Raw genomic sequence first — 26098 nt, 5'->3', positions numbered from 1 at the left:
GTTCACTCCCTCCTACAAGTTAATGATTCTTGATGGTTTAGTTAATTTTATGGCATCCAGTCCTTTGGAAAGATCCGCAATCAGTTCATCGACATTTTCCAGTCCTACGGAAAGTCGGAGAAGACCGTCTGTAATCCCCCTTCTTTCCCTTTCTTCCCGCGGCATGGAGGCATGTGACATCCTTGATGGATAGGATAGAATCGACTCCACTGCCCCAAGGCTCACAGCAAATACAGGAATGTTGATATTGTCGATGAGCTGCTTTACTTCCTCTGCTCCCTTTAGCCGGAAGGATAGCACCGCTCCCGGTCCTTCAGCCTGCCTTACCTGGATCTCATGACCTTGGTGATAGGTGAGGCCTGGATAATAAACATGCTCCACCTCCCCCCTTTTCTCCAGGAATCTGGCTATCTTGAAGGCGGATTGGGACGACTCTTTCAATCTCACATGAAGGGTCTTCATGCCGCGAAGCAGCAGCCAACAATCCTGCACACCAAGGACTGCTCCAAAGGAATTCTGTAAGAATGCAAGCTTTTTGGCAATCTCTTCGTTCCCTGTCACGGCGAGTCCCGCCAGGACATCACTGTGACCGGCAAGGAATTTCGTCGCACTGTGGAGGACGACATCCACTCCTAGACTGAGCGGCCTTTGGAGAAGGGGCGTCATGAATGTATTATCAAGGAACGTCATACATCCATGTGCTTTGGCTAGCTTGACGACACCTTCAATATCGGTGATATTGAGCAACGGATTTGACGGGGTCTCCATGTAGATGACCTTCGTATTCGGGCGTATGGCACACGCTACCTCATGGAGATCCTTCATGTCGACGAATGAATATTCGATCCCGAATTTCGTCAGTACTTCCGTAATCATCCTGTATGTGCCGCCATATACCTCTTCCGATACCAGGACATGGTCACCACCGGATAACAGAAGGAAGCTCGTGGAGATAGCAGCCATACCCGATGAAAAAGCAAATCCTTTCACTCCGCCCTCCAGTTCCGCGATGGCTTCTTCGACTTTTTCACGGGTGGGATTACCTGAACGGCTGTAATCGTAGTTTCCATACTGATCAAAATCCGATTGGTGGAACGTGGTCGCATGATGGATCGGCGTACTGACCGCGCCGGTCTCTTTATCTACTCCGTTACTGTGGATAAGGGACGTCTGGATGCTGAACTCCTTTTTATCACTCATGTGAATACACCTCTTCCTCAAGATTTGTCAATACCTGTTCAAGGTCTTGAATCAGATCGCCTGCATTCTCGATACCTACTGAAAATCGTAAAAGTCGGTTGCATATTCCCAGTGCGATCCGTTCTTCTTCCGGAATGTCCGCATGTGTCTGAGTAGCCGGGTATGTGATGAAGCTCTCCACCCCCCAAGGCTTTCAGCGAATGTGATCAATTCCAGACGCTCCAGGAACGGTCCCACCCACTCCTCTTCTTTCAGGCGGAACGAGAGCATCCCGCCCTTTCCCGTATAGAGAACATCGATGATGGAAGGATGACTTTCAAGATACGAAGCAATTTGTTTTGCATTTGATTCGTGCTGTTTCATCCTCAGGCCAAGCGTCTTCATTCCTCTTATCAAGAGCCAACAGTCCAGTGGTGCAAGTGTGGCACCGATTGAGTTCTGTACCGTATAAATTCTGTCGGCGAGTGGTTCGGAGTCGACTACCACTACACCAGCCAATACATCATTGTGGCCTCCGAGATACTTCGTCGCACTATGGATGACAATATGGGCCCCCTCTTCAATCGGACGTTGAATGACCGGGGTATAAAAGGTGTTGTCAACGATGAGCAGGACATCATGTTTCCTTGCCACCCGGCTGATTTCCTTGATGGGTGCTTCATTCATCAGGGGATTGGTCGGCGTTTCGACGAAAATCCCCCTCGTGGAAGGACTGATTGATGCTTCCACTTCCTCGATGGATGCTGTATCGATAAAGCGGAACTTCATTTTATACTGTGCTTCGTACTGTTTAAATAGCCTGTAGCTTCCTCCGTACAGATCTTTGGAAACAACCAGTTCATCCCCGCTTTGAAACAGGGACAGGACGGCATGGACAGCAGCCATACCGGATGAGAAGGCATATGCCTTATGCCCCCCTTCCAACTGGGCAAGGATTTCCTCCAGTGTACTTCTCGTTGGGTTACCCGTCCGGGAATAATCATAGCCCGTCGACTGCCCGATGCCCTTATGTTCATATGCTGTCGATAAGTGGATGGGGAGACTGACAGCACCCGTTCCTGCATCCTTCCTGTTCCCTGCCTGCACCAGTAATGTTTCAATATGTCGGCTCATCGCGACCTCTCCTTTATCCCTATTTACATCAAAAAACCTTCTTATACGTATAAGAAGGTTTGAATGGTTAAAATCCCTCTTATCGCCCAAGCCTGAATCGGCTTGCTGGAATTAGCACCATACCTTACTTACGGCTGGTTGCTGAGGTGTCATCGGGCCAGTCCCTCTACCTCTCTTGATAAGAATTGCATATATGATTGTTTAATGGCTTTCCCATAATTTATACCAGTATAGGGAAAATGTCAATGCGAATTGACGAATTTAAACCAAAACTCAGACTTCTTTCACAGTCATCGAAGTGTTCCGTGTGCTCCTTTCCAATAATGAGGGACTGAAGCTTTTCAAAAGATGCCGTTCCTAGGTTTAATGCAGGCCGGTTATGTCTAAACATCTACAATAATCTTACAAAATGTGAATGGAGTGACAATAATGAAAGCAGTAACGTTCCAAGGCAAGGAAAATATGACGGTCAAGGAAGTGGCCACACCCGATATCCAGGAAAGCACGGATATGATCGTACGAATCACGGCAAGCGGAATTTGCGGATCGGATCTGCATCTATATAAGGCAGGAATCGAGCCGCCCCGGGACTATATAGTCGGTCACGAGCCAATGGGAATCGTCGAGGAGGTGGGCGAGGCCGTCAAAACTTTGAAAAAAGGAGATCGGGTCGTGATCCCCTTCAATATCGGCTGCGGGGAATGTTTCTTCTGCCAAAATCAGATGGAAAGTCAATGTAATGAGTCAAACCCTCATGGTGAAGTCGGCGGGCTGTTCGGTTTTACCGAGATGAACGGTAACTACCCTGGCGGACAAGCCGAATACCTGAGGGTCCCCTATGCAGATTTCACCTCTTTTAAAGTTCCGGAAGAAAGCGAACTTTCTGACGAGAGTGTCCTATTCCTTTCAGATGTCATTCCTACTGCTTATTGGAGCGTCGAGAACAGCGGGGTGAAGGCCGGTGATACCGTCATTATCCTGGGAAGTGGGCCAATCGGGCTCATGGCTCAAAAATTCGCCAAATTAAAAGGGGCAATAAGAGTCATTGCCGTGGATCAGGTGAAGCACCGGCTTGAACATGCCAAGAAGACGAATGGAGCAGAAATCTATGATTTTTCCCACAACCCGGATATCGGCCAGTTGCTTCATGAAGACACAAATGGCGGGGCGGATGTGGTGATCGACTGCGTCGGGATGGACGGCACTGTAGCTTCCGATGAATCATTCGGATCTGACTTTGATAATCAGTTTGGAACGATCCGCCCCATCATCACCGCTTCCCAGGCTGTACGCAAGTTCGGAACCGTCCAGTTGACGGGTGTCTATGCGACTGAGGCGAACCGTTTTCCGATCGGGGACTTCTTCAGCAGGAACGTTTCACTTAAGATGGGACAAGCACCGGTGATCCATCTGATGCCGAAGCTCTACGGCATGATCGAAAACGGGACCTTTGACCCGACTGATATCATCACGCACTCCCTTCCACTGGAACAGGCAAGCGAAGGGTACAAAATCTTCGATGAAAAATCAGATGGGAACATCAAAGTGATCCTTAAGCCTTAACGAGTCATACCCGGTCAACGCAATCAGCCCGGGCGCCCACATAACCAGGGTGTCCGGGCTTTTGTATTGCTTGGTGTACGTAGTTAAAGGATCCCTACCTTTTTTTTGATTTCTGCAAGGAATGGAGAAGTTGTCTCCCTTGCTTTTCGGGCTCCACGGGCGAGGATTGCGTCCATTTTTTCCGGCGATTCTATCAATTCCAAGTACTTTTCCCTTGGGCCGGCCATCGTTCCGTTGATGGCTTGGAACAATTCCGCTTTCGCCTCTCCCCAACTGATTCCTTCCATGAACCGCTCCTTCATCACATTGACCTCTTCTGGAGAGGCAAATTCCCTGTACAAAGCGAAAATTACAGATTGATCAGGGTCCTTCGGTTCTGTCGGAAGCGAAGAATCGGTCTTGATCTTATTGATCAACTTCTTAAGCTTGGCGGGTTCTTCGAAGAGAGGAATGGTATTATTGTAAGATTTACTCATTTTCCTTCCGTCCAAGCCCGGTACAATAGCGGACTGCTCCTGGATGAAGTGCTCAGGGAGTTTGAAGGTTTCTCCATATTGCTTGTTAAAGTATCCGGCAATATCCCGGGCAATTTCGATGTGCTGCAGCTGATCTTTCCCCACTGGCACCTTGTCTGCCTGGAATAAAAGAATATCCGATGCCATGAGGACGGGGTATGTGTAGATCCCCATGTTTACACCATGGTCGATATCCTGTCCCGCCTGCTGATTACCATCGGTCATCGCTTTATAAGCATGTGCACGATTGAGAAGCCCTTTAGGTGTGACGCAGGAGAGGATCCATGTGAGTTCGAAAATTTCCGGTACATCCGACTGTCTGTAAAACGTCACCTTTTCAGGATCGAGACCCAGTGCGAGCCACGCTGCCGCAATCCCCCTTGAAAGGTTCCGCATTTCCTCCGCATCCTGCACTTTGGTCATCCCGTGATAATCGGCGATGAAGTAAGAAGCCTGATATTCCTCTGATTCCGCCAGCTTCAGTGCAGGCTTGACGGCTCCCACATAGTTACCCAAATGAATTTTTCCGGTAGGCTTGATTCCTGTCAACACCCTGTGTTTCATCTTTAGTCTTCCTCCTCAGTGATGGTCTGTAAATGTTCTGTAAATAAAAAAGTCCCCCGTCCTCTGTAAAGGACGGGAGACCCGTGGTGCCACCTTCGTTCATGCGTCAAGCATGCGCTTATCGGCCAACGGTGACCATTCACCGTCGGACTCCCTTTTATCGGTGGGAAATCCGCCCGTACCGGGAAGCTCCAAAGTCCATTCAACGGTCATCTGCACTGATTCACACCAACCATCAGCTCTCTGTGGCATCTGTTCCGTTTACTCCTCTTTATCAACGCTCAACTATCTTTTTTTATTATCATACAGTATCGTATTTAAACAGTCAAACTTTTCCATCATTTCAGATTTCTTTAGAGGATATGGGGAGGAATAGTTTCACTCCTTTTTTATTGAAAGGGAGGAATTTCATATCCCCGATCAGATGACTGATATAGCCGATCATGGATGCCTGAAACAACCCATCCACCCCAACAGCATCCTGAAATGCCAGAGCCACAAAATAAAAATAGATGATGCCGAGGAGAGAATGAGTGTATGTACGGTGTGAAACCAGCGAGGCGATGATCACGTAGATCCCCATCAGCCACATCCAAGATGTATCAAGCTGGAATCCGCAGGCCGCTATCCCTATGCCAGTGATGGTAAGCATCCTTCTTTGGGTGATGAACGTAGAGAAGATCAAGACGACTACACCGTATCCAATCCCCAGCCATCTCTCATTCCCTGATCCTTCCAAGTAGCTGTATAGCATCACCAATAGTGCAACCACCTGGACCGCAGACCTCACCATTTTCGAGGAAAAAGTGACTTTATTGCTGAGCTTGCCATTCACATCAAGGTCCGGAATAAGCGCAGCCACCCCGCCCGCAGCAACCAGTGAGGCAGTATCAACGGCATCCGCACCGTACGTTTGGGCAATGATGAAGCCGACAGCCGCTCCAACTGTCATATGTGCCGTTCCATTCAAGTCGTTTCCCTCTTTCGCTGTAAAAAATATGTATGACTACCCTCTTAATCTATCACGTATTCGATCAATCACTTGGACCATATAAGAAGCTTCGTGAGGTACAAATGCATTCAAAGCAACCTTTGAACTGATGAACTCCTTCTTTCCTTTTCGAATCCTGAATCCATCCACTGGAATCGAATCCTTCTCTCCTTCGATCAATTTCTCCACATCATCAAGACCTGCTGCAAAAATCCCTGCCACTTCTTCTTCTTGAAGCTGAAATGCTTCAAATGGAACATGCTGTTTAAGGAGAAAAACATTCGCCCATTCCCTATCGATCAATGGACCGTCAATCAATTCCTCTTTCAACGCTCCCAAAGGATGAAGATCCTCAAATGCAAGCGTAAGACCGAGCTCCTCGTACACTTCCCTGATCCCATCCGAAACTGCCTCATGGTCCAGCAGATGTCCGGCTGCCGTAATGTCAAGCAGACCCGGAAAATCCCCCTTATCCATGCTTCTCAGTTGAAAATAGACGATATCCCTTCCCTGATCATGGAAGGCAACCCAACAGTGAAACGTCTCATGCCAATATCCTTTTGAGTGGACGTCTTCACGATCCGCCTTTCCGATGCGTTCGTATTGATCATTAAATATGGAAAGCATCTCCTTTTCCTTCATACTGCACCTCTTCCCTCATCGCTTTTAGGTAGGCTTTCAGTTCCAGGGACCTTGTCAGGAGAACATCCGCCCCATCCTCTGAACCCGTTCCCCCGATACATACGGTAAGACAGCCCATTTCTGAGAGCTTTGATTTACTTCCCCCTACAAGAATACCCGCTGAACAATCCGTTAATTCAGGTGGCAGAGAAGCATGCCTATCATAGAAACCGTCTACGCACCCCATTAACCCAAGTTGTTTCATATAATTTTTTGCCTGCTCTATCCCTGGACAGTTCATGACCATTATTTTGTATCCGCGCTCAGAAAGGTAGTGAATAAGCTCTGGCGCTTCTTCTTTCCACAGCTCCTGCCCGCCGTCCTCTCTCATAAATGTTTCCTTCATATCAAATATCACTGCCGAGTCCATTCAAATTCTCCTTTGTTGCGTTTCAATCTTCTTTCTGATCCCGTCCATGCAATTCACGGGCAGAAAAAACCATTGTTACATTGTAACACATTTCCTTCTAAAAGTAGCGAAAAACCCACTTTGGTGTGTACTCCAGACCTTTTTGCCACAGGGGAATTTCTTCAAAGTCCTTGAATGATAGACGACGGCCATCCTCCATATCTTTTAGAACCAATTGTTCAAGCTCTGTTACCTTATTCCCTTCGATTATACAGTTGCTCTCATCATTCAAGAACAAGCTTCGCGGGTCCCAATTCGCCGTTCCAAGATCTGCCCATTGATGGTCGATGATCATGACCTTCCCATGAAAAAAACCTTTCTCATACAGGTATACACCCGCTCCTGCCTCAAGGAGTTCTTTTTCGATTTTATAGCCCGGGGGTTTCGTGAACCACGCATCCGTTTCATCCGGTACGAGGATGCGCACATCCACTCCCCTGGAGACGGCATTTTTCAGTGAAGTCACGAGGAAATCCGTCGGAATGAAATAAGGAGTGGCGATGATGAGGCTTTCCTCTGCTCCATCTATCCATTCGCGCATCCTCCCTTCCAGATCCCCACCTGTATTGAACAGCAGGGAATAGCGGGAATCACCGGAATGGATAGTCGATTTCCCTTCAGATGTCTTCCTTCCCTTGCCGCCATCTTCCTTCCAATCACGGTTAAATTGAAGGGCGGCTTCTTTGGCCACGTCACCTTCGATCCGAAGATGATAATCCCTCCAGTAGCCAAGGTCAGGATCTTTCCCGATATATTCTTTGCCCAAATTGAATCCACCGATATAGGTGATGGTATCATCAATGACGATGATCCGCCTGTGATTTCGATGATGCAGACGATAAAATACATGTTCAGGTTTGACAGGTCGGCTTTTGAGGAATTTCACACCGCTCGCTTTCAGGCCTTCGATCGTGCTGCCTTTCATATCCGATCCGACAGCGTCAACCGATAACCGGATATCGACCCCTTCTTCCGCTTTTCTCTGAAGCAAAGAAAAGAAGGGGCGGGTCACATCATCGTCCCGTATAATGAAGAAATGGATGCTGACCGAATGCCGGGCGTTCTCGACGTCTGTTGTTAAAGAAGAGTAAAATGATTTACCATCATTCAGGATCGACGCCTTTCCATCATAGAAGGACGTCTGGACCGGTGGATGATTTCGTTCATATTCTGCCGCTCCTTTTTTCACATCCACATTCATCAGCCAGAGTATATACGAAAGGAAAAGGCAGAGACTCAGAGTCCAAATCATCCATTTCTTCATTTTATCCCTCCTCCTTTTTCCTATAGCATTTGTCTTAAGGAGGGGCGTGATACATAACAAAGGAAGGCCGTAGTCTACGGCCTTCCTCTTCTCCAGTTGTTCTTTATTATTCTATATAGGCTCTGGCCTAGCCCAAACAAGAGGACCCCCATCAAGGCACCCAGGGTATTCATCATCCAATCGTCGATATCTGTCGCCCTTCCGAGAGGGAATGTATACTGACATGCTTCAATGATCAAGGACAGTAGTGCACCAGCACCCGTCACTTTCAACCACAATGCCTTCTTCCTCTTCATCCACCAGGCTGCGAAAAAACCGAATGGGACGAACAACAGGACATTTGCCAGAAGATTCCTTATGGGAACTTCCACATGCGGGCCATGAAGGTTCAACTTCAAGTTTGAAAATGGCTCAAGATTGGTTTGGCCTTCCGATATATTCGGTCCATCCAAAGGTGTCAATGTCAGGAGGCAGACAGCCCCGATTGAGAGAATCGTGAACACTTTCGGGAGAAGATCCCGCTTGCGGGACCGGCCTTGATTCGTGATGATGATCATGATCAAGGCGGTGGCGGCGGTTAGCAAGATCGGCACCGACCAGCCGAATGATCGCCAAAGCTCCATCATATTACTTCATCACCATCCTCACTTCTTCTGCCTGAAGCGAAAAATGAACACTCCGGCCATGATGATAAAACATAATCCAAACAAGATCCCTTTTATGACCTCGCCATTCATAAAAGCATTCAGTCCCCAAAGAAGAATAAAGAACGTTATAAGACAATCCACAATAAATATACCCTTATTCCTCATGTTCCTTCACCTGCGCTTTTCAAACTATCTTCATTACTCTATCACACCGAAACCGGAACCTGCCACTTTTACATCGTCATCCACTATCCAGTCTATGTCGGGTCCCACCATGATAGAAATCTCTTTCAAACATATGAAAAAGCGGTTGGGACAAAACTAAAATCGTACCAATTAATGACCAGTATCAGTATCGGTTCTTTATACCGCTCATGATTTCCGTGCAAGACTTCTCTTCCCGCGGGTAGCCCCTGAGCCTCCTCCTTCACTCCTAAGCTACTCTTAACGCAGGAGTCTTCCTCTTGCACTCCAATCAACCGCTAGAAAATGAAATCGTATTGATCATGAAACAAATTAAAAAACCCGAACCATTCTGCCTGATCGTAGGCAAATGAATTCGGGTTTACTATGTCTAAAACACGTTTGTCCCAGTCTCTTTCAGGCTTATTTTTCCCCTTCTTTTATAAGGGCTTTTATATCGGAAACCATTTCGTCATATGGAACATCCGAATTCCCACTGTAGGTTTTCACGACGGTCCCTTCTTGGTCAACCAGATAGAAACTGGTCCCATGAATCTTTTGATCCGAATCCGAAACATTGGCCACGACTGACTTAAAGGAGTCCTCGGCCAGATTTTTGATTTTGTCGAATTCATAGCCTGTAAGCAGATCCCATTTATCGGTATTTGCTTCAAAGTTGCCTATGTACTCCGTTAATTTATCAGGGGTATCATTCTCGGGATCAACGCTGAAGGATACGATGCGATAATCCTCTACCCCTTCCTCTTTCAAATCCTTTTGGAGCTTGGTCAGATTGAATGTCATCGGTGGACAGACTGTCTCACAATTGGTGAAGATAAAATCGGCGATCCATACCTCCCCCTTCAGATCATCCAACGTCACTGTTTCGCCCTTTTGATTGATGAATGAAAAATTCTTCACTTTGTAATTGGTATCTGCTTGGAAACCGCTGTTGCTGCAAGCTGACAGAAGGATCATGATGAAGCCGATCACTAATAAAAACGCTTTCCTTTTCAAAACCATACCCCCTCTGATTCTGTTCTCCATATTCTATGTTAGTAAAGAATGGGTGCAAATACAATCACCGCCAACTGATTATCAATGACCATTTTGTGAATTCAAGCCTTGAATATATGCCCCCAGCGCCCCTGCATACCCACCTTTATCGGGGAACAAAGGCGTGTACTTCAGCCATTCCCTGAAACTTCCCAAATCCTCTTGAAGCGCCGCATTCCCCTCAACGCCATTTCCCACAAACACTAGAAAGGGCTTGGATGTTTGGGGAGCGATGCTCATTGATAAAAGGATCATGGTTTCCGCCATCATATTCGTCAACGACCTCAGTTGATCACCCGGACTTTCAGCCGATGAAGGGGGTTTTCCGAAGTTTGACGCCGTTAAATGCGGTGCGATGCCCACCTCTTCTTCCCTGTATATATCCCCGACGAGCAGGTCTGAGTTCTTGCGTGTCCCCTCTTCGGCGAGCCCCGCCAAGTCCTCAAAGTCTGTCACCCCTGTCAATCTCCTGCCCAGTCCCATAAACATTCCCCCGCCGATCCCGCTGCCTAACACTCTCTCGTACTCGTCCTTTTTCACTCGGAAGAAGGACGTCCCCGTTCCGATATTCACCAATATGAATTCGTCCAGGGAATTCCCTTCCTGTTTCAGTAGCTCTCGGGTCCCAAGTGTGACGGCATCAAACTCATGAAGAGGGACGTTTTTCATGTCCCTCCATAAGTCTGCCCTTCCACCGGTCACCACGACCGAATCAACAGGATCAAGCTTAAGCAACTGTCGGATGAAAAGATGATCATTGGTTAGGAATTTCTTGTAGTGCATTCTTCCATCCTCTTTATAAACCAGCTTGGTCAACGTGCTTCCTGCGTCTACACCGATCACCCTCTTCATCATATGCCCCCTATCCTGAAATTCTGAATTCCGTGCGGCTCCCGTTCTGGGAAGAAATGACCTCCAGTCTTGCATCGATCCGTTCTTTTAATTCAGGTACGTGTGAAATGATTCCAACAAGTCTTCCGCTGCTTTGAATATCCATCAGAGCTTCAATGGCATGATCAAGGGATTCAGGATCCAGGGTTCCGAATCCTTCGTCTATGAACATCGTTTCAAGGGACACGCCGCCAGCATGCTGTTGAACGATATCGGCAAGTCCCAAAGCCAGTGCAAGAGACGCTTTGAAGCTCTCTCCACCAGAAAGTGTCTTCACATGTCGTTCCTGTCCTGTAAATTGGTCGAACACCAACAATTCAAGCCCGCTCTGGACGTTCCCTTTGCTTCTGTCATTCTTCCTGATCAACTCATACCTGCCCGATGTCATTTTCCTCAGTCGTTCATTTGCCACCAATAAGATATCTTCCAGGAAGGAGGCGAGGACGTACCGTTCAAACGTAATACGATTGGTGTTCTGTCCACGTGCGATCTCCGCCAGGTGACCCACGGTAAGATATTGTGCCTCCAGCTCCTTGATCCCCTCATTGATGTCATTGACCCGGCGATAGATCCCTTCATTCTGTGATATATCCGTCTGAATGCGATTAAGTTCTTGATTCGCCATTTTCAACTCTTCAGTACAGAAGATGATGCTTTGATTCAAGGACTCGAGGTCAGGGCGTTCTCTCCCATCAAGATGCTTTCCGAGGTCAGCCAGTCGATCATAGACCGACCGCATTTCTTCTCCGTGCTTTCTCACCTGATCAGTAAGATGAAGAATTTGTTCTTCGTTTCTTTTGGCCTCTATATAAGCACCATAATCCTTGAAGCCCTGCTTGTCCATCATGTCTTTGAACTGTTGCCTTTCTTCCTTCATTTCTTTCTGCAAGGAAGTGAGCAATTGGTGTTTATCGTTGATCTGACCCTGTTTGATCTGCTCTTCGTTTTGAAGTCTGTTAAAAGCTTCCTGGGCCTGCTCATGAGCTCGTTTCAGTTCTTCCTTCTTCCTTTTGGCATTGGATAGTTCGGTCCTGAACGCATCAGGGGAGCGAAGATTTTCCGGTATGGAGGAGGTGATTTCCGCAAGTTTCGCATGAGAAGAAAGGTACTCTGATTTTGCTTTTTCCAAGCGGGCCTCTGCCTCTTGGATCACCTCATGGAGTTCTTCAAGCTTCAATCTCTCCTGTTTCACTTCGTCTTTTAGAACCTTCACCCTGTCTTCGCGGGATCGCAACTGGTTCAGGTTCAAACGGAGATTCCTTATTTCTTCACGGATATCATGCAATGTCACTTGGGTGTTGTCCCGATTAAAGGAACCCATCCGCTCGTTCAAGCGCTCTGACCTGTCACGGCACTGATCCTGGATTCCCTGGAGCCTGCCTTCTTCCCTACCGATTTCTATGGATAGCCTTCCCTTTGCTTCTTCAAGCTCTTCCTTTGCTTTCCTTGCCGCTTCAAGCTCTACCTCTGAAGGTAATTCCGATTGCCCTGTTGCAGGTTCAGGGTGGTGAAGGGACCCGCAGACCGGACAAGGCTGGTTCGTTTCCAATAGAGCAGAAAGCCGGTCTGCATGAGCGGAGTTACGCTTATCCTCAAGATAGAGATAAGTGGACCGTGCATCGGACAAACGGGCATCATTTGCAGCCTCGTCCCTCCTAAGGGACCCGACTGAATTCGATAGTGCTTCTTCTTTTTGAATAAGGATGGACAACTCTTCCAATAGGTCCTGTTTTTCTCTTTTCTCGCGAATCGTCTCTTCAACACCATGAATCTCTTCGAAAAGATCATCCGCTTTTTCAAGCTCGGCTTCCCGTTCTTTGATCCCACCCCTGATGACCTCCGCCTGCTTTTTGTTGGTGTGGACGTTTTGAAGGCACTGATCCTGTTCTTTCTTCAAGACGGCTGTGTCCCTTTGAAGTTCGTCGATCGATTGGATCTGCTTTTCCATCCCTTCAAGCTCCAGCACATACCGTGCCACCTGGTCACGCTCTTCCTGTCTTCTGGCCTCTTCCTCAAAATACGCTTTGGCCTTAACTAGACGGGCTTCAATCTGTTTCTTCGTTTCCATAAGCTGCTCAAGTGTCGCTTCTTCGGCTTTCAGCTTTTTGTTCAATTTTTTACAGTAATCATCCTGCTGTACCAGGAGTGCGGCATAGTTGGCCCGTTGGATTTCCCTTTCAGCCTGATCTATACGCGGTTTTTCCCCTTCCAATTCTCCTTTCTTCTGGAGGAGGGCTTCTTGCAATTTGAACTGCTCATCCAGCGACCTGGCCTCGGCAAGTTCCCGTTGGAGGGCATCCCTTTTCTCTTGGATTTCCACCAGTTTTTCTTCTACCTTTCCCCTTGATCCGTTCAATGATTGAATGTGGGTCGGGAGAAGCTCCATGATGGTCTGATCCTTCAGCGGATCGGAGAGGAGCAGCTCACGCATTTCCTCATTGTCAACGTAACGGATGTTCAAAAGCTCCCTGGTGCGCTCTTCAACGGATGATGAAACCCGATGCTTGAGGAGGTCGGCTTCTTCCTTCAATTGTTCTTGAACAGCTCTGTATAATTCAGTATGGAAAAGCCTTTGAAGAATGATTTCTTTATCTTTACTGTCCGAAGTGAGAAGCTTCCTGAATTCCCCCTGTGGGATCATAAGGATTTGACGAAACTGATTGGCGTCTAGTTGGATCATACTGCGGATCTTTTCATCTACTTCCCGTACATTTGCTGCTAGCAGTTCTTCCCCATCACCACCCAGCCGATAAAGCTCCGAGCGTGCATTCATGGTGGTGAACCCTTCTCCTCTTGCCTTCTTTTTCTCTTGCTGGGGAGAGCGCCAAATCTTGTATGTTTCTCCGCGCAGGGTGAATAGAAGTTCCACTTCCGTTAACTCATCTTCCTTCGCAAATTGACTTCTCAGATCGACCGGACTGCGGTCTTCCCCACTTGCTTTACCGTATATAGCATATGAAATCCCATCAAAGATCGTCGTTTTCCCAGCACCCGTCTTTCCGGAGATGACAAACATCGTCCTGTTCTCCAGTTCACGGAAGTCGATGACTTCCCTGGAAGCATAAGGACCGAATGCCTGCATGGTCAGCTGTAATGGCTTCATCGCGCTTCAACCTCCTTTGTGGCTTTCTCCAAGGCCCGTTGGATGAGGGCTTCTTTTTCATCAGTGAAATCGCTACTGGTCATTTCGTTATAAAAGTCTTTGAACAGTTCGACCCCCGATGTCTGCTTGTGCTGTTGAAGACGTACGGACTGCTTCTTCTTTTCGTCTGTACGTTCAAGCTTCCGTTCGAGATGAAGGACATTCGGATATACTTGCCGCAGCTTATTGATCGGGTCGATCAGGGCCCCCTGGTCTTTCAGCGTTATTTTTAGGTAGTCCCTTACTTCCTGTTCCACATAAAAGGCAGGATCGAGGAGCTCATCCAGATACCCTTCCAATTCCCTCATGTCATTCCGGGGTTTTAGGATCTTTTCCTTCAATTGAAATCGCCCATCGGGATCCATCTCTACTATGGTGACGCATTTTCTCTGTGCAGCCTCTGAAAATGAATATTTCATCAAGGACCCCGAGTAGCGGATTTTATCATGCTTAATGGCATCAGGACTGTGGAGATGACCAAGAGCCGTGTAATCAAAGGCATCAAATAACTCAGCACCTACACAGCCTGAACCTCCCACTGATAATATCCTCTCTGAATCCGTGGTTTGTCCGCCGAGTACGAAGGCATGACCGACCAGGACATTTGGGCCGTCTCCCAAATTTTCTTTGATGCGCGACACGATTGCCTGCATGGCGGTGTGATGAGAAGTAATATGTTCATCCTTAAGTTGATGTTTGACCGTCCCTGGCTCACAGTAAGGTACACAGTGAAAGTGCACCCCGTTAATCGTCACAGGGGTGAAATCGTCCGTCAGTTTACCCTTCAAGTGAAAACCGCTCTGTTTGTACCATGAGGAACCGAACGAAAGCCTTTCTGCACTATCATGGTTACCCGAGATGGCGACAATGGGGGTATTCAGCTCCACATTGATTTTATATAAGGTTTCATCCAGCAGCTCGACAGCTTCTGTCGGGGGTACGCTGCGGTCGTATAAATCTCCGGCGATGACGACGGCATCAGGCTTCTCCTCTTCCACAAGCTCAACGAACCGGTCGAGTACGTAGCGCTGTTCTTCTGTCATGTAGATACCGTGTACAAGCTTGCCCAGATGCCAATCGGCAGTATGTATGAACTTCAAATGATCTCTTCCTTTCTATCAATCTGATACCTCAAATTATATCAGACAGCACAAGCCCCTGTCCTTCTATCAGCCAGCGGGCATAGTAAAAAGGGGAGACCATTACTCCCCTTTTCAATCCTTCATCCGGTCGGGCAGTGTCTGCAACGAGGTAATGACAGCATCTAGCTTTGTTTCGATCCGATAAAGCAGATACATGGTTACGACGATGGGAAACCCGACTTCCGAAATGAATGAAATGAACGCATCCATCATGAACACCTCCTTTCCTTTACTATAGGAAGGATTCTCCATAGGAGGTACCCCTGGAACAAAAAAAGGACCTTCCTGCAATAGGAGGTCCCTTCTGTATTAACCGTTCAGATCCGTTGCAAGGCTTGGGCTTGACAAGCCTTCATCTTCAAGGATTTTGGAAATTTGAGATTCTGCATCTGTGAATTTCTTATCGGCTTCTTCTGTGTTGGCATCATCTTTAGCCAATTCTTCAGACTTCATTTTGTAGGATTCAGCTAGGGTAGATTGGAATTTCTCCAAATCTGCCTTTTGGTCTTCAAGTTCTTTCGGGATGTCCATACCTTCTACCGCTGTGGCTGTTTCTGAAGCCGATGCAGCAGCAGCGTCCTTAAGTTTTTTAAGCTCTTCGCCTTTAGGAGGCTCTTCACCTGCAATCGCACCCTCATAAGCGTTCAAATCTCCATCCACACCATTTACAGTCGTGGTCAGATTCAAATAATAATCCATTAGATCGCCTTTAGCGTCTGCTTTTTCTTCTGTTTTGTTTGTGCTTTCCTTTTTGTCTTCATCAGCGTTGGAACAACCGACAAGTGCAAGTGAAAGTCCCAATCCTGCAATCAACCATTTTTTCATGTTTATTTCCCCTCTCGTACATTCATATGTAAGGTCTTTCACTATGTTCATCAGCTGCCTGATCCTGCACTGGAACATTGTGTAAAGTCCACAAAATGTATAGTATCATGGGGTCAGAGCTGAAGTAAAGGAATATTTCCTAATTTCTCCAAAGTTATAATTTTAAGAATATTCAATTCATACATGGTGTGAATCAAGACCTTTTACCCATGCTTATTATCACCGTACCGATGTTTGAACATCGGCTTTTTCGCGTTTTTTCCGGATGGGAGGACCCGCGGACTCAAAGGTAAGGAAAAATTTAGTCCCTTCTCCAGGTTCGCTGTTCACTCTGACATCTGCACGGTGATCCCTCAAGATCCTGAGGCAGATCGTCAACCCCAATCCTGTCCCCTTCGTTTTCGTAGTGAAAAAAGGTTCGCCCAGCTTATCGAGGATATCCCGCTTCATCCCGACCCCCTGGTCTTCAAACGTCAAAACGACCTTGTTGTGCTTGTTCAGGAGCCCTTTCAGCGTGATGGTCCCTCCTCTGGGCATGGATTCAATCCCGTTTTTAATAAGGTTGATGAACACCTGTTTCAACTGATTTTCATCCCCTTTAATAAAGAGATCGTCAGATGAAAAATCCGTCCGGATATCGATATTATAGAGGATTGCATTGGTATTCAACAGCTTCTGTACATGTACAAGCGTTTCTTTGACATTGATATGGCGATACGAGACGGTCTGGGGCTTTGCTAGGATCAACAACTCACTCAGTACCAGTTCGATTCGCTTGATCTCTGAAAAAATGATTTCAAGGTAGTCCTTCGTCTTTTCATCGGCATCATCCCTGATAAGCTGCAAAAATCCGTTGATGGAAGTAAGGGGGTTCCTTACTTCATGGGCGATTCCGGCTGCGAGCTGCCCGGCTACTGATAGCTTCTGGGACTCAATGGCCAGCGTCTCATTAAGCTCCTTCAATTCTTCTTCGGTGTGGATGCGATCCGTCACGTCTGAAATGGTTCCCACGGTCCCCACCAACCTGCCTGCCTGATCATAGCTCAACTTGATGTTCATTTCCCCCCAGCGCTGTGTACCGTCGCGCTTCTGATAGGAAAAATCCATTTTGAATTTTGGTTTGCCTTGATCAATATGCTGTCTGATCATCCGCAGCACTTCATGCCTCTCATGGAGGGAAATGAAGTGAAGGGCATTTTTATGAAGGCTTTCCTTCACAGAATATCCGCTGAAATCCGCCCATGATCTGTTAAGAAATTGAAAACACCCTTTGGCGTCCGTATGAAAAACAACTTCTTCAATGCTTTGAAGCACATGCTGCATCTCTTCATTGATCATCTTCATCTCATCTTTACTATCTTTGTAGGATGCTATCTTCTCTGTTTTTTTGTCCAGATATCCGCCAGTCCAATACAGGACGATCAATAAGATGCATGAGAATATGATATTTAACAACACATCCATCTTTAGATTCATTTCGATGTAGTAGACTATATCCCATATTAGAATGAAGATGATACCGATCAACGTCATTAATACCCTTCCCCGATACTTCATCACAGAACGACTCCTTCTTCTAACACTTCGCAGATTAAAAAATGTCATTACTAGAAAGAATTTACATGAACACTAGTATCAGTATATCATTTCTTATTAAGAACATCATACTATTCGTCGAATTATGCGCATCATCTTGTCACATTTCCCCAGCTTGATTATAATAATGTAAGGGAATACACGAATTGTTGAGGTGATCACGTGCTTGAAGGATGGTTTCTCTACTTTATTTTATTTTGGGTCGTATTTCTGACAGCTTCATTTGCCATCGGGGGATTTTTCATGTTCAGGAAATTCCTTAAACGGTTTCCTAAGGAAGATGGAAAGTCAGATATGGATTGGGAAGAGCATTATGTGAACGAAACGATCCATTTGTGGAATGATGAGGGAAAGAAAATGCTCAATGAACTCGTCACTCCGGTACCTGAGTTGTTCCGCGATGTGGCGAAGCATAAAATTGCAGGCAAGATCGGAGAATTAGCCGTTTCACAACATGCGGAAGACATCTCGGAGGATTTGATCATCAAGGGCTATATTATGGCGACCCCGAAGAGGGATCATAAATTCCTTCTGAAGAAACTGGATGAAATGAAGATTGACGCATCCCCATACCGGCACCTGTTTTGAATATGGGCCCGATCCTTCTTATACCGATCTTACTCTATCTGCTTATCCTCACTTCTGGGGGAATCTTCTTCTATCTGAAGATCAAGAAGGGCAGGAAATAACGAAAAGGCTGTCGCAACTGGTTGCGACAGCCTTCTTTTTTAAATCGTTGAGAAGTTCTGGTGTTCCTGATGGATCTTCTTATATTGAATATACATGACTATGCGCCAAGGGACGATCATTCCGAATGCAAGGATCCAGAACATACCGCTTAATTCACCATAGTCGATGGAGGTGCTCAGTAAGACTTTCCCGACAATCCTGATAATCAGCAAACCGATTAAAATAAATGCAAACGCCTTCGACCGCTTAAGATAGATATCATCATCCCTGATCTCAAATTTAGACGTTTTGATCAACAGGATGGAAAATACCATTCCCACAGACAGCGCCTCTATGATTTGAGGGGGATGCACCCTGAAGAAGGGGAAAATAAACATAAGGGCCCCTGTACTCATGAATACCGGAGGCAGTATGATTTTTTTTGCACTTACAGGTTTCTTTTGGGCTTTAGTGCGGATAAAGATCACCATGAACCCCATAAGAATTGCTGCTATGGATGAAGCAATCACCATAACCATCATCATCCTTTATCTTCTACTTTCTAGCTCTTAAATAGTATAACATGATTCTTCCATAAAACGAAAACACTTCAGCTGTATTTTATGTAAACCCTTACGAAAGTATGCGGCTTATTGCCTCTAAGACCCTGTTTTCTTCAAAGGGCTTGACGATGAAGTCTTTCGCCCCCGCTTCGATTGCATCCATTACCACCCGCTGTTGGCCCATGGCAGAACACATGATGATCACAGCATCGGGGTATTCATCCATGATTCTTCTTACCGCTTGAATCCCGTCCATCTCCGGCATTGTGACATCCATGGTGACAAGATCAGGTTGAAGGGCCTTGAATTTTTCTACCGCCTCGAGCCCGTTCTCCGCTTCCCCCACCACGACATGTCCTCCGGAGCGGACCATATTCCCCAAGGTGACCCTCATGAACTTTGCATCGTCCACAATCAGAATGCCTGCCACATTTCGCCCCCCCTTCTACCTTGTTCGATCTAAATGTGTAACTTATTGGAATTTACCGTTTTCACTATATCATAGTTTGGAATGGATTAGAAGCCTGTGAAATCAAAGACGTAGATCAGGTATCCAAGGAGTTTGGTCATCCAGTCGAAGAATAACATGATCCCCACAGCGATCATGATGTACCCGCCGATTTTCATGATCCGGCCGGTGTTTTTTCTGATCCACTTCATTTTTCCCAGGAAGAAGGACAAGACGAAGAACGGAATGGCAAATCCAAGAACGTAGGCCATCATATAGATCATCCCCGACCCTGGATTGCTCGATGCCAATGCGATAACAGAAGCAAGGATCGGTCCTGTGCAAGGTGTCCAGCCGGCAGCAAACGCCATCCCGATCAAGATCGATCCTAAAAATCCTGCAGGACGATTCTTGAATTCAAAACGTCTTTCCTTCATCAGACTCTCAGGCTTGAACACACCGATCACCATCAAACCGAAAATCACAATGAAAATCGCACCGATTTGACGGATGAGATCCTGATACTGTGTGAAGAATCCACTGACAAAAGAGGACGTGAATCCGATGGCAATGAAAATCACGGAAAAGCCGATCAAAAAGAACAGCGTATGGAGCAGGCTCCTTTTTTGAAGCATGGCGTTTTCGGCTTTCAGCTCGCTTACACTCATTCCGGTTATGTATGAAAGAAAAGCCGGATAGAGCGGAAGGCAACATGGGGAAATGAAGCTAAGGACCCCGGCGCCGAACGCAAGAAAAATATTTACATCAGACAAGTTGACATCCCCCTTACATTTATTTTATATTTCTATTCTATCAGACAAAAATGAACTTTATGAGAAATGTTCATGTGAAAGGTTTATGTCGATATGGTTACAGTGAAGAGCAATAATAACAAAAACATTAAAGGCTCTTTTCTTTTTCATAAAAACGAATTTTTACTTTGAAAAAAGTTTCGTTTTCCGATATACTAATAAAAAAGTTACAGTTATTACTAGTTTTGTATAGACCTTGTCAGGTTATACAAAAGAAAGGAAACAGCCGTGTCTAAAAAAGAGCTACTTGATCGAATTGAACTCAAACGCGCCCAACTCATTGCCATCGTCGCCGAGAATGGATTGACATCCCCTCAAGCCATCCAGTTCAGCCAGGAACTCGATCGACTCTTGAACCGTTATAATGCGCAATACATAAAAAATGCTGTTGTCCTTCATTGAACCGGCCATCCCTATCATCATTTCCATTAATAGTATTCTAATATACGGAAAAACAAGGCAGTCCCGACCGGGGCTGCCTATTTGATTTCTATCAGCCTATGGCATCTTCCATTCCTTCGACCATCCCATTCTGGAGCAAATACATTTTGTGATAGATTCCTCTTCCATCCAGTAATTCCCTGTGGGTACCCCTCTCCACAATTTCTCCTTTGTGGAGTACAAGGATCAGATCGGCATCCTGAATGGTGGAAAGCCTGTGGGCGATCGCGATGGTCGTGCGGCCTTCTCTCATTTTGGAGAGAGCTTCTTGGATGGCCTCTTCGGTCTCTGTATCAATATTCGCCGTCGCTTCATCCAATACGAGGATCTTCGGCTTGGTGGCAATCGTCCGTGCAAAGGCGATAAGCTGTCGTTGTCCACTCGAAAACGTCGATCCCCTTTCGACCACGGGATCATCATACCCCTGCGGGAGCTTTTGGATAAAGCTGTCTGCCTGGACGAATTCTGCTGCCGCCTTTACTTCATCATCCGTCAATTGCTCGTTGTACAAACGGATATTCGTTTTCACATCACCGTAAAAAAGAAACGGATCCTGAAGGACGAGGCCGAGCTTTTTCCTTATTTCGTGAACGGGATATGACTTGATGCTCTGTCCGTCAATCGTGATCCTTCCCCGCTCGAATTCATAGAATCTCATCAAAAGATTAATGATCGAACTTTTTCCGCTTCCCGTATGACCGACTAAGGCGACTGTTTCCCCCGGGTTTGCTGTGAACGAGATGTTCTTCAGCACATCCTGCTTCCCGTCGTACGAGAAAGAAACGTTGTCAAACACAATCTTGCCTTCTGTGATTTCCGACGATTGTCCGTCTCCCCCCTGCAAAGGACTCACTTCTTTTTCATCCAAAAGCGTGAACACCCTGTTCGAAGCAATGATGGCTTGTTGGAACAGACTGAGCCTCATCATGATTTGATTGACGGGTTCAAAAAATCGATCAAGATAATTCACAAATGCATATAAAACACCGATTTCAATTGGATGATCCCATGATGCCACCCCGAAATAGGTCAACACGACCATCAGTGCCGCTGCATAGACCAAATCGATGGCCGGTCTCAGAAGGAGGCCATCCACTTTGATATTTCTCATATTCGCCCGAAAATGCTGTTCATTGGTGTGGCCGAATTCTTCCCTCATTCTCTTTTCCTGCCTGAATATTTGAATGATGGCCATACCCGAAAGGGATTCGCTCAGCTTTGCATTCAACTGGCTCAACCTCTCCCTCATATCCTGATAGAATACGGAACTATACTTCCTGTACAGACTCATGATCCAGATCAAAATGGGCAGGATGAACAAGCAAAAGACTGCAAGCTTTGCATTCAGCACAAACATGGCAATGAAGATGCCGATGATCAAGAATCCTCCCTGGATGAAAGAAGCGAGGACGCTTACGAACATATCCTTTATCGCTTCCGTATCATTGGTGACTCTTGAAACGATGCTGCCCGCAGGAGTTTGATCAAAATATCTCATCCCGAGCCCTTGAACTTTTGTGAATACATCGACCCTCAGCTGCTGGATGATCTTCAGAGCGATTTCCTGGAACTTCAGCAATTGAAGGTAGGATACAACGACATTCCCCAGTTGAATGAGCAGGTAACCGGTGCCCAATGCGACAAGGGGACCATAAGGGAAGACACCGGGTGTCAAATAATCATCAATGAACACTTTTATGAGGATGGGCCCGAACACATCCCCGATCGTTGTCAATAAGAGTAAAAAGAATGCCAAATAAATCGTCTTTCGATGCGGCGTTGCATACCCCATCAGGCGGAAAAAGATCTTTCGCTGATCCTTGGGGCTAAGTGCAGGTATTGGTTCCATCTGCTCACCCTCCATATTCTACAATATCCTCTAATTGCTGGCGGAGATACATTTCCTTGTACCAACCGTCTTCCTGCATCATCTCTTCGTGCGTACCCCTCTGGGTCACCCTGCCCCCATCCATGACCAGAATCAGATCGGCGTGGACGATGGCACTCAGGCGATGGGATGTGATGATGGTGGTTTTCCCTTCGCGCTCTTTCCTCAGGGATGTGAGGATTGCTTCTTCCGTCTTCGCATCGACGGCAGAGAGGGAATCATCAAGGATCAACAATTCCGGCTCCATAAGCAAAGCCCTGGCTATGGAAATCCGCTGTTTTTGTCCTCCTGAAAGAGAGACCCCTCTCTCTCCCACAACGGTATCGTAGCCTTGAGGGAACCCTTCTATGTCATGATGGATCTGGGCGGACTCCGCTGCCCCTTTCACCTTCTCCATGGATGCCAACGGGTCGGTGAAGGCGATATTTTCCTTAATCGTGGCCGAGAATAGGAAGTGATCCTGAGGAACATATCCGATTGATTGCCTTAGTGAGTCCAGTGCATACTGTGTGATCGGTACACCGTCAAAGCGAACCTCACCGGAATAACCTTCAAACTCCCTGAGCAGGAGTTTCAGAAGAGAAGTCTTTCCTGCACCGGTTTTCCCGACGATCCCGAGGGTCTGGCCTTTTTTCAACGTGAATTGGATACCCTTCAGGGCCGGATCCTTCTCTCCAGGGAATGCGAACGATTCGATGGCATACTCGATATCTCCTCTCGGCTTCTCCATTACCGTTCCATCCACGATCTCAACTTCTTCCCTCAATAATCTCGACACCCGGTCGTATGAAGCCCTTCCACGCTCGACAATATTGAATAACCACCCAAATGCAAGCATCGGCCAGATGAGTAAACCCAGATAGGTTGTGAATGATATGAGCTCTCCGATGGTCAATTCACCGCTCAGGACAAACTTTGATCCGAATACGATGGAAAGGAAAAACGAGAGACCTACGATAATGGAAATGGTGGGATCGAATAATGAGTCTACTCTGGCGACACTCATATTTTTTTGCACCACATCTTCCGACTCACGCCTGAAGGATTCGATATCCTCCTTCTCCTGCCCAAACGTCTTCAGGACTTTGACTCCTGTCACGCTTTCCTGGGTCTTATCGTTGAGTGAAGAGAACGCTTCCTGGGCTTTATGGAAACGTTTATGAAGAAGTGTTCCATAGTAACTTGTCAGAATGGCCATGAACGGCATGGGGATCAATGCAATCAGCGTGAGTTTCCAGCTGATCGTGAAGGCCATGGCGATAATGACGAACCCTCCTGTCGACAAGGAATCAACGAGGGTCAATACGCCCGAACCGGCTGTTTGCTGGATCGCCTGGAGATCGTTCGTTGCATGAGCCATAAGGTCCCCCACACGCCTTTTCTGAAAAAACGAAGGAGCCATTTTGGTGAAATGATGATAAAGCTGGTTCCTGAGAAGCTTCGATAGCCGATTCGCCGAACCGAATATCATGATTCTCCAGACGTATCGCAACCCATACATGGCCACTGCCGTTCCGGCCAGAATAAGCATCCACCTTACAATATCAGAACGCGTCAAGGTGCTATCCTTGATCCCATCCACAACGATCCCAACGACTTTAGGAGGGATCAACTGCAGAAAGGCTACCATCAAAAGGATCAAAATTCCGGTTATATAGGATTTTTTCTCCTGGAGAAAAAACCATTTTAAATCTAAAAATACCCTCATATCTACTCCCCCATAATTTTCTTAAGACTCTTTATTTTACCAAATACTCAGACAGTAATAAATGAAAAAAACAGACCCTTTTAAAGAATGTACACTCCTTTCATCAAATAAAAAAAGCACCTCCGAAGAGATGCTCATTGAATGTCGACAAAGGGTTCCTGATCCACTTCTTTTACAATCGTGGCCTTGACCCCTTTAGGTGTTTTTACGTATACATATACCGGGATATTAGGGAAATAATCGACGATCTCGGGGCCGAACACCTGGGAGAACCCGATCAGTTCCGTCTCCTTGACCATGCCCGTGTTCACCTCGATCACAAGCTTGTTGATTGAATCACCGGAGTACAGTGCTTTCCCGACGAGCTTGATATCCTGGTGTGAGAAGTACTTGGACACCTCATCTTCCAGGTTCAATAGGTTCTTCGCCAAGTCCCGGTTTTTCTCTTCCCCTTTATCACTTGGGAAATAATAGTATTTCTCATCAAGGTCGTTCCATTTCTTGATAGAATTGTCATTCCCGTCGATGAATGCCGTGGTGAAGTAATTTCCCGGCACGACGCTATTGGTCGGCTGAAGTTTATAGAGGGAGATCATAATGGGAACATCTTTTAATTTTGAATTCTTCCTGATTCGCTTAACAATCGTTTCGGCGGCCTTTTTTCCATAAGCGGCCATTTCTTTTGAACCGATTTGCTTTTCATCAAAGTGCATGAGTTTCTGACTGTCCTGCACCCTTATGTAATCCACAGAGTTCATGGCGAGCCCCAGGGAAATCCCCTGAATGTTCCCTTTTGAATCTACGTAGTTCTGTTCATGAATGTAGGCAAGATATGCAGGGTTGTCCTTCTCCAATTGCACCTGCTCTTCCCATCCCATACCGTCCTCTACCTTCAATTCGGGATTCAAACCTGTTTTGTTTGAAGAAGACTTTCGTTTGATCCAATCATTGATATTGGTCAGGTATTGACCTTCCTGATAGTTCACTTTATCCGGAGAAAAGTGTTTGATGGACTGTGACATCAAGCCCGTTTCGATTTCATCCATATCGCTGCGGTTATTCACCGTTTGCGTGATCAGTCCACGATTGACGGACTTTTTTTCTTGATCGATTTTATAGGTTAAATATTCACGCGCCTTACCGGCTGCCTTGCTTTGTGCTTCAAGTGTTTCATCACTGACTACTTCAGATGGCTTATTCGCGCATCCTGATGCGAAGATCAATAGTGAAAGAGAAGCAATCATCCATTTTTTCATACAACAACCTCCGGACTATAGTTTACCACAAATCAAATCGGTTGAAGAATGATAATCATACTAATTTGTGAAATCCATCATTTTAACAGACATTCATCTTTCCACCCCGCAACAAAGCCACTTCCCGATGGGAAGTGGCTTCGTTGCGATAAAACGGATAAACCAATCTGACAGCATTTCCAGTAGAAAAGTCTTACTCTCCAATAAAGGGTAGCGAAATGATTTATCTCAGTCCCATCATACAGGGATGATTATTTCATGTTTTTGTTCATTGCATTCATCATTTGATTGATCTTTTTCTGAGACGGTTTCTGTCCCATTTGCATCATCATCATGCGTAGCATTTGTTCGTTAATCGGCGGGTTTTTCTTAAGATAGCTCATCATGTACTTACGAGCGATGAAGAACCCTAGCGCAACTCCGGCAAGCAGTGCGATCACGCCGACCAGAATAGCTATAGCGGTCGTTGACATACGATTACTTCCTCCTTCATGTTGTCCTTATAAAAGTGTACTAAACCAAAGAAGATTA

The 26098-nt window shown here is 46.3% G+C and carries 24 protein-coding genes, 1 pseudogene, 1 riboswitch and 1 other annotated feature; of the genes and pseudogenes, 3 read left to right on the top strand and 22 right to left on the bottom strand.

Features of this window, described 5'->3' with window-relative positions; translation table 11 throughout:
* Nucleotides 1–12: 12 nt before the first annotated feature.
* On the bottom strand, nucleotides 13–1200 hold the full coding sequence (metC, locus tag D5E69_RS10895) for a cystathionine beta-lyase (protein ID WP_048003917.1): 1188 nt from the start codon (nucleotides 1198–1200) through the stop codon (nucleotides 13–15).
* A pseudogene (locus tag D5E69_RS10890) lies at nucleotides 1193–2313 on the bottom strand (methionine biosynthesis PLP-dependent protein). Before D5E69_RS10890 ends, metC begins: the two are co-directional and overlap by 8 nt.
* Before the next feature lie 76 nt (nucleotides 2314–2389).
* Nucleotides 2390–2498, bottom strand: a riboswitch (SAM riboswitch).
* Between the two features lie 244 nt (nucleotides 2499–2742).
* Here D5E69_RS10890 and D5E69_RS10885 point away from each other — a divergent pair.
* Complete coding sequence (locus D5E69_RS10885) at nucleotides 2743–3876, top strand: alcohol dehydrogenase catalytic domain-containing protein (RefSeq protein ID WP_159129639.1); 1134 nt, start codon at nucleotides 2743–2745, stop codon at nucleotides 3874–3876.
* An 83-nt stretch (nucleotides 3877–3959) separates the two neighbouring features.
* Here the strand turns inward: D5E69_RS10885 and D5E69_RS10880 are convergent, their stop codons facing one another.
* The 13 genes from D5E69_RS10880 to D5E69_RS10820 form a co-directional block, all read right to left on the bottom strand.
* A complete protein-coding gene (locus tag D5E69_RS10880; RefSeq protein ID WP_048003920.1) occupies nucleotides 3960–4955 on the bottom strand; it encodes a tryptophan--tRNA ligase in 996 nt (331 codons plus the stop codon).
* 65 nt (nucleotides 4956–5020) lie between these two features.
* Nucleotides 5021–5242 (bottom strand) — a binding site (T-box leader).
* A 56-nt stretch (nucleotides 5243–5298) separates the two neighbouring features.
* On the bottom strand, nucleotides 5299–5925 hold the full coding sequence (locus D5E69_RS10875) for a metal-dependent hydrolase (RefSeq protein ID WP_048003921.1): 627 nt from the start codon (nucleotides 5923–5925) through the stop codon (nucleotides 5299–5301).
* Between the two features lie 36 nt (nucleotides 5926–5961).
* Nucleotides 5962–6588, bottom strand: coding sequence for an NUDIX hydrolase (locus tag D5E69_RS10870; RefSeq protein ID WP_048003922.1), 627 nt, complete (start codon nucleotides 6586–6588; stop codon nucleotides 5962–5964).
* On the bottom strand, nucleotides 6557–6997 hold the full coding sequence (locus D5E69_RS10865) for a hypothetical protein (protein ID WP_159129638.1): 441 nt from the start codon (nucleotides 6995–6997) through the stop codon (nucleotides 6557–6559). The genes D5E69_RS10870 and D5E69_RS10865 overlap by 32 nt, the downstream gene beginning before the upstream one ends.
* A 97-nt stretch (nucleotides 6998–7094) precedes the next feature.
* Nucleotides 7095–8300: a phospholipase D-like domain-containing protein gene (locus tag D5E69_RS10860; RefSeq protein ID WP_159129637.1), complete on the bottom strand. Its 1206-nt coding sequence runs from the start codon at nucleotides 8298–8300 to the stop codon at nucleotides 7095–7097.
* Between the two features lie 74 nt (nucleotides 8301–8374).
* Entirely contained in the window at nucleotides 8375–8926 is a 552-nt protein-coding gene (locus D5E69_RS10855) for a VanZ family protein (RefSeq protein ID WP_053072133.1), read from the bottom strand.
* 627 nt (nucleotides 8927–9553) lie between these two features.
* Nucleotides 9554–10153: an SCO family protein gene (locus D5E69_RS10850; RefSeq protein ID WP_048003925.1), complete on the bottom strand. Its 600-nt coding sequence runs from the start codon at nucleotides 10151–10153 to the stop codon at nucleotides 9554–9556.
* Nucleotides 10154–10228: 75 nt separating this feature from the next.
* Nucleotides 10229–11041, bottom strand: a complete 813-nt coding sequence (locus D5E69_RS10845; protein WP_159129636.1) for an acetate and sugar kinases/Hsc70/actin family protein — start codon at nucleotides 11039–11041, stop codon at nucleotides 10229–10231.
* 7 nt (nucleotides 11042–11048) lie between these two features.
* Nucleotides 11049–14180 carry an AAA family ATPase gene (locus tag D5E69_RS10840; protein ID WP_159129635.1) on the bottom strand — a complete coding sequence of 1044 codons (3132 nt, stop codon included), beginning with the start codon at nucleotides 14178–14180 and terminating at the stop codon, nucleotides 11049–11051.
* Nucleotides 14177–15319: an exonuclease SbcCD subunit D gene (locus D5E69_RS10835; protein WP_048003928.1), complete on the bottom strand. Its 1143-nt coding sequence runs from the start codon at nucleotides 15317–15319 to the stop codon at nucleotides 14177–14179. The genes D5E69_RS10840 and D5E69_RS10835 overlap by 4 nt, the downstream gene beginning before the upstream one ends.
* A gap of 114 nt (nucleotides 15320–15433) precedes the next feature.
* Nucleotides 15434–15571, bottom strand: coding sequence for a YvrJ family protein (locus D5E69_RS10830; protein ID WP_048004508.1), 138 nt, complete (start codon nucleotides 15569–15571; stop codon nucleotides 15434–15436).
* Between the two features lie 99 nt (nucleotides 15572–15670).
* Complete coding sequence (locus tag D5E69_RS10825; protein WP_053072393.1) at nucleotides 15671–16186, bottom strand: hypothetical protein; 516 nt, start codon at nucleotides 16184–16186, stop codon at nucleotides 15671–15673.
* 219 nt (nucleotides 16187–16405) lie between these two features.
* Nucleotides 16406–17743: an ATP-binding protein gene (locus tag D5E69_RS10820; RefSeq protein ID WP_053072394.1), complete on the bottom strand. Its 1338-nt coding sequence runs from the start codon at nucleotides 17741–17743 to the stop codon at nucleotides 16406–16408.
* 201 nt (nucleotides 17744–17944) lie between these two features.
* Here D5E69_RS10820 and D5E69_RS10815 point away from each other — a divergent pair, with 201 nt between their 5' ends.
* Nucleotides 17945–18370, top strand: coding sequence for a DUF2621 domain-containing protein (locus D5E69_RS10815; RefSeq protein WP_048003930.1), 426 nt, complete (start codon nucleotides 17945–17947; stop codon nucleotides 18368–18370).
* Between the two features lie 140 nt (nucleotides 18371–18510).
* Here D5E69_RS10815 and D5E69_RS10810 read toward each other — a convergent pair whose 3' ends face one another.
* The 3 genes from D5E69_RS10810 to D5E69_RS10800 all read right to left on the bottom strand — a co-directional run bounded on the left by D5E69_RS10810 (nucleotide 18511) and on the right by D5E69_RS10800 (nucleotide 20235).
* A complete protein-coding gene (locus D5E69_RS10810; protein ID WP_048004510.1) occupies nucleotides 18511–18990 on the bottom strand; it encodes a CcdC family protein in 480 nt (159 codons plus the stop codon).
* A 94-nt stretch (nucleotides 18991–19084) separates the two neighbouring features.
* Nucleotides 19085–19444 carry a response regulator gene (locus D5E69_RS10805; protein WP_048003931.1) on the bottom strand — a complete coding sequence of 120 codons (360 nt, stop codon included), beginning with the start codon at nucleotides 19442–19444 and terminating at the stop codon, nucleotides 19085–19087.
* A gap of 86 nt (nucleotides 19445–19530) precedes the next feature.
* Entirely contained in the window at nucleotides 19531–20235 is a 705-nt protein-coding gene (locus D5E69_RS10800) for a cytochrome c biogenesis CcdA family protein (protein ID WP_048003932.1), read from the bottom strand.
* Nucleotides 20236–20502: 267 nt separating this feature from the next.
* Here D5E69_RS10800 and D5E69_RS10795 point away from each other — a divergent pair, with 267 nt between their 5' ends.
* Nucleotides 20503–20676, top strand: coding sequence for an aspartyl-phosphate phosphatase Spo0E family protein (locus tag D5E69_RS10795; RefSeq protein WP_079516015.1), 174 nt, complete (start codon nucleotides 20503–20505; stop codon nucleotides 20674–20676).
* A 91-nt stretch (nucleotides 20677–20767) separates the two neighbouring features.
* Here D5E69_RS10795 and D5E69_RS10790 read toward each other — a convergent pair whose 3' ends face one another.
* The 4 genes from D5E69_RS10790 to D5E69_RS10775 form a co-directional block, all read right to left on the bottom strand.
* Nucleotides 20768–22564, bottom strand: coding sequence for an ABC transporter ATP-binding protein (locus D5E69_RS10790; protein WP_048003934.1), 1797 nt, complete (start codon nucleotides 22562–22564; stop codon nucleotides 20768–20770).
* Between the two features lie 4 nt (nucleotides 22565–22568).
* Nucleotides 22569–24311: an ABC transporter transmembrane domain-containing protein gene (locus D5E69_RS10785; protein ID WP_048003935.1), complete on the bottom strand. Its 1743-nt coding sequence runs from the start codon at nucleotides 24309–24311 to the stop codon at nucleotides 22569–22571.
* A 134-nt stretch (nucleotides 24312–24445) separates the two neighbouring features.
* A complete protein-coding gene (locus D5E69_RS10780) occupies nucleotides 24446–25567 on the bottom strand; it encodes a CamS family sex pheromone protein (RefSeq protein ID WP_048003936.1) in 1122 nt (373 codons plus the stop codon).
* 251 nt (nucleotides 25568–25818) lie between these two features.
* Nucleotides 25819–26040: a YneF family protein gene (locus tag D5E69_RS10775; protein WP_048003937.1), complete on the bottom strand. Its 222-nt coding sequence runs from the start codon at nucleotides 26038–26040 to the stop codon at nucleotides 25819–25821.
* Nucleotides 26041–26098 lie beyond the last annotated feature (58 nt).

The sequence above is a fragment of the Rossellomorea marisflavi genome (assembly GCF_009806575.1).
Taxonomy (GTDB): domain Bacteria; phylum Bacillota; class Bacilli; order Bacillales; family Bacillaceae_B; genus Rossellomorea; species Rossellomorea marisflavi_A.
The sequence above is the reverse complement of the archived record's forward strand: the minus strand, read 5'-3'. Positions and strand labels throughout refer to the sequence as shown.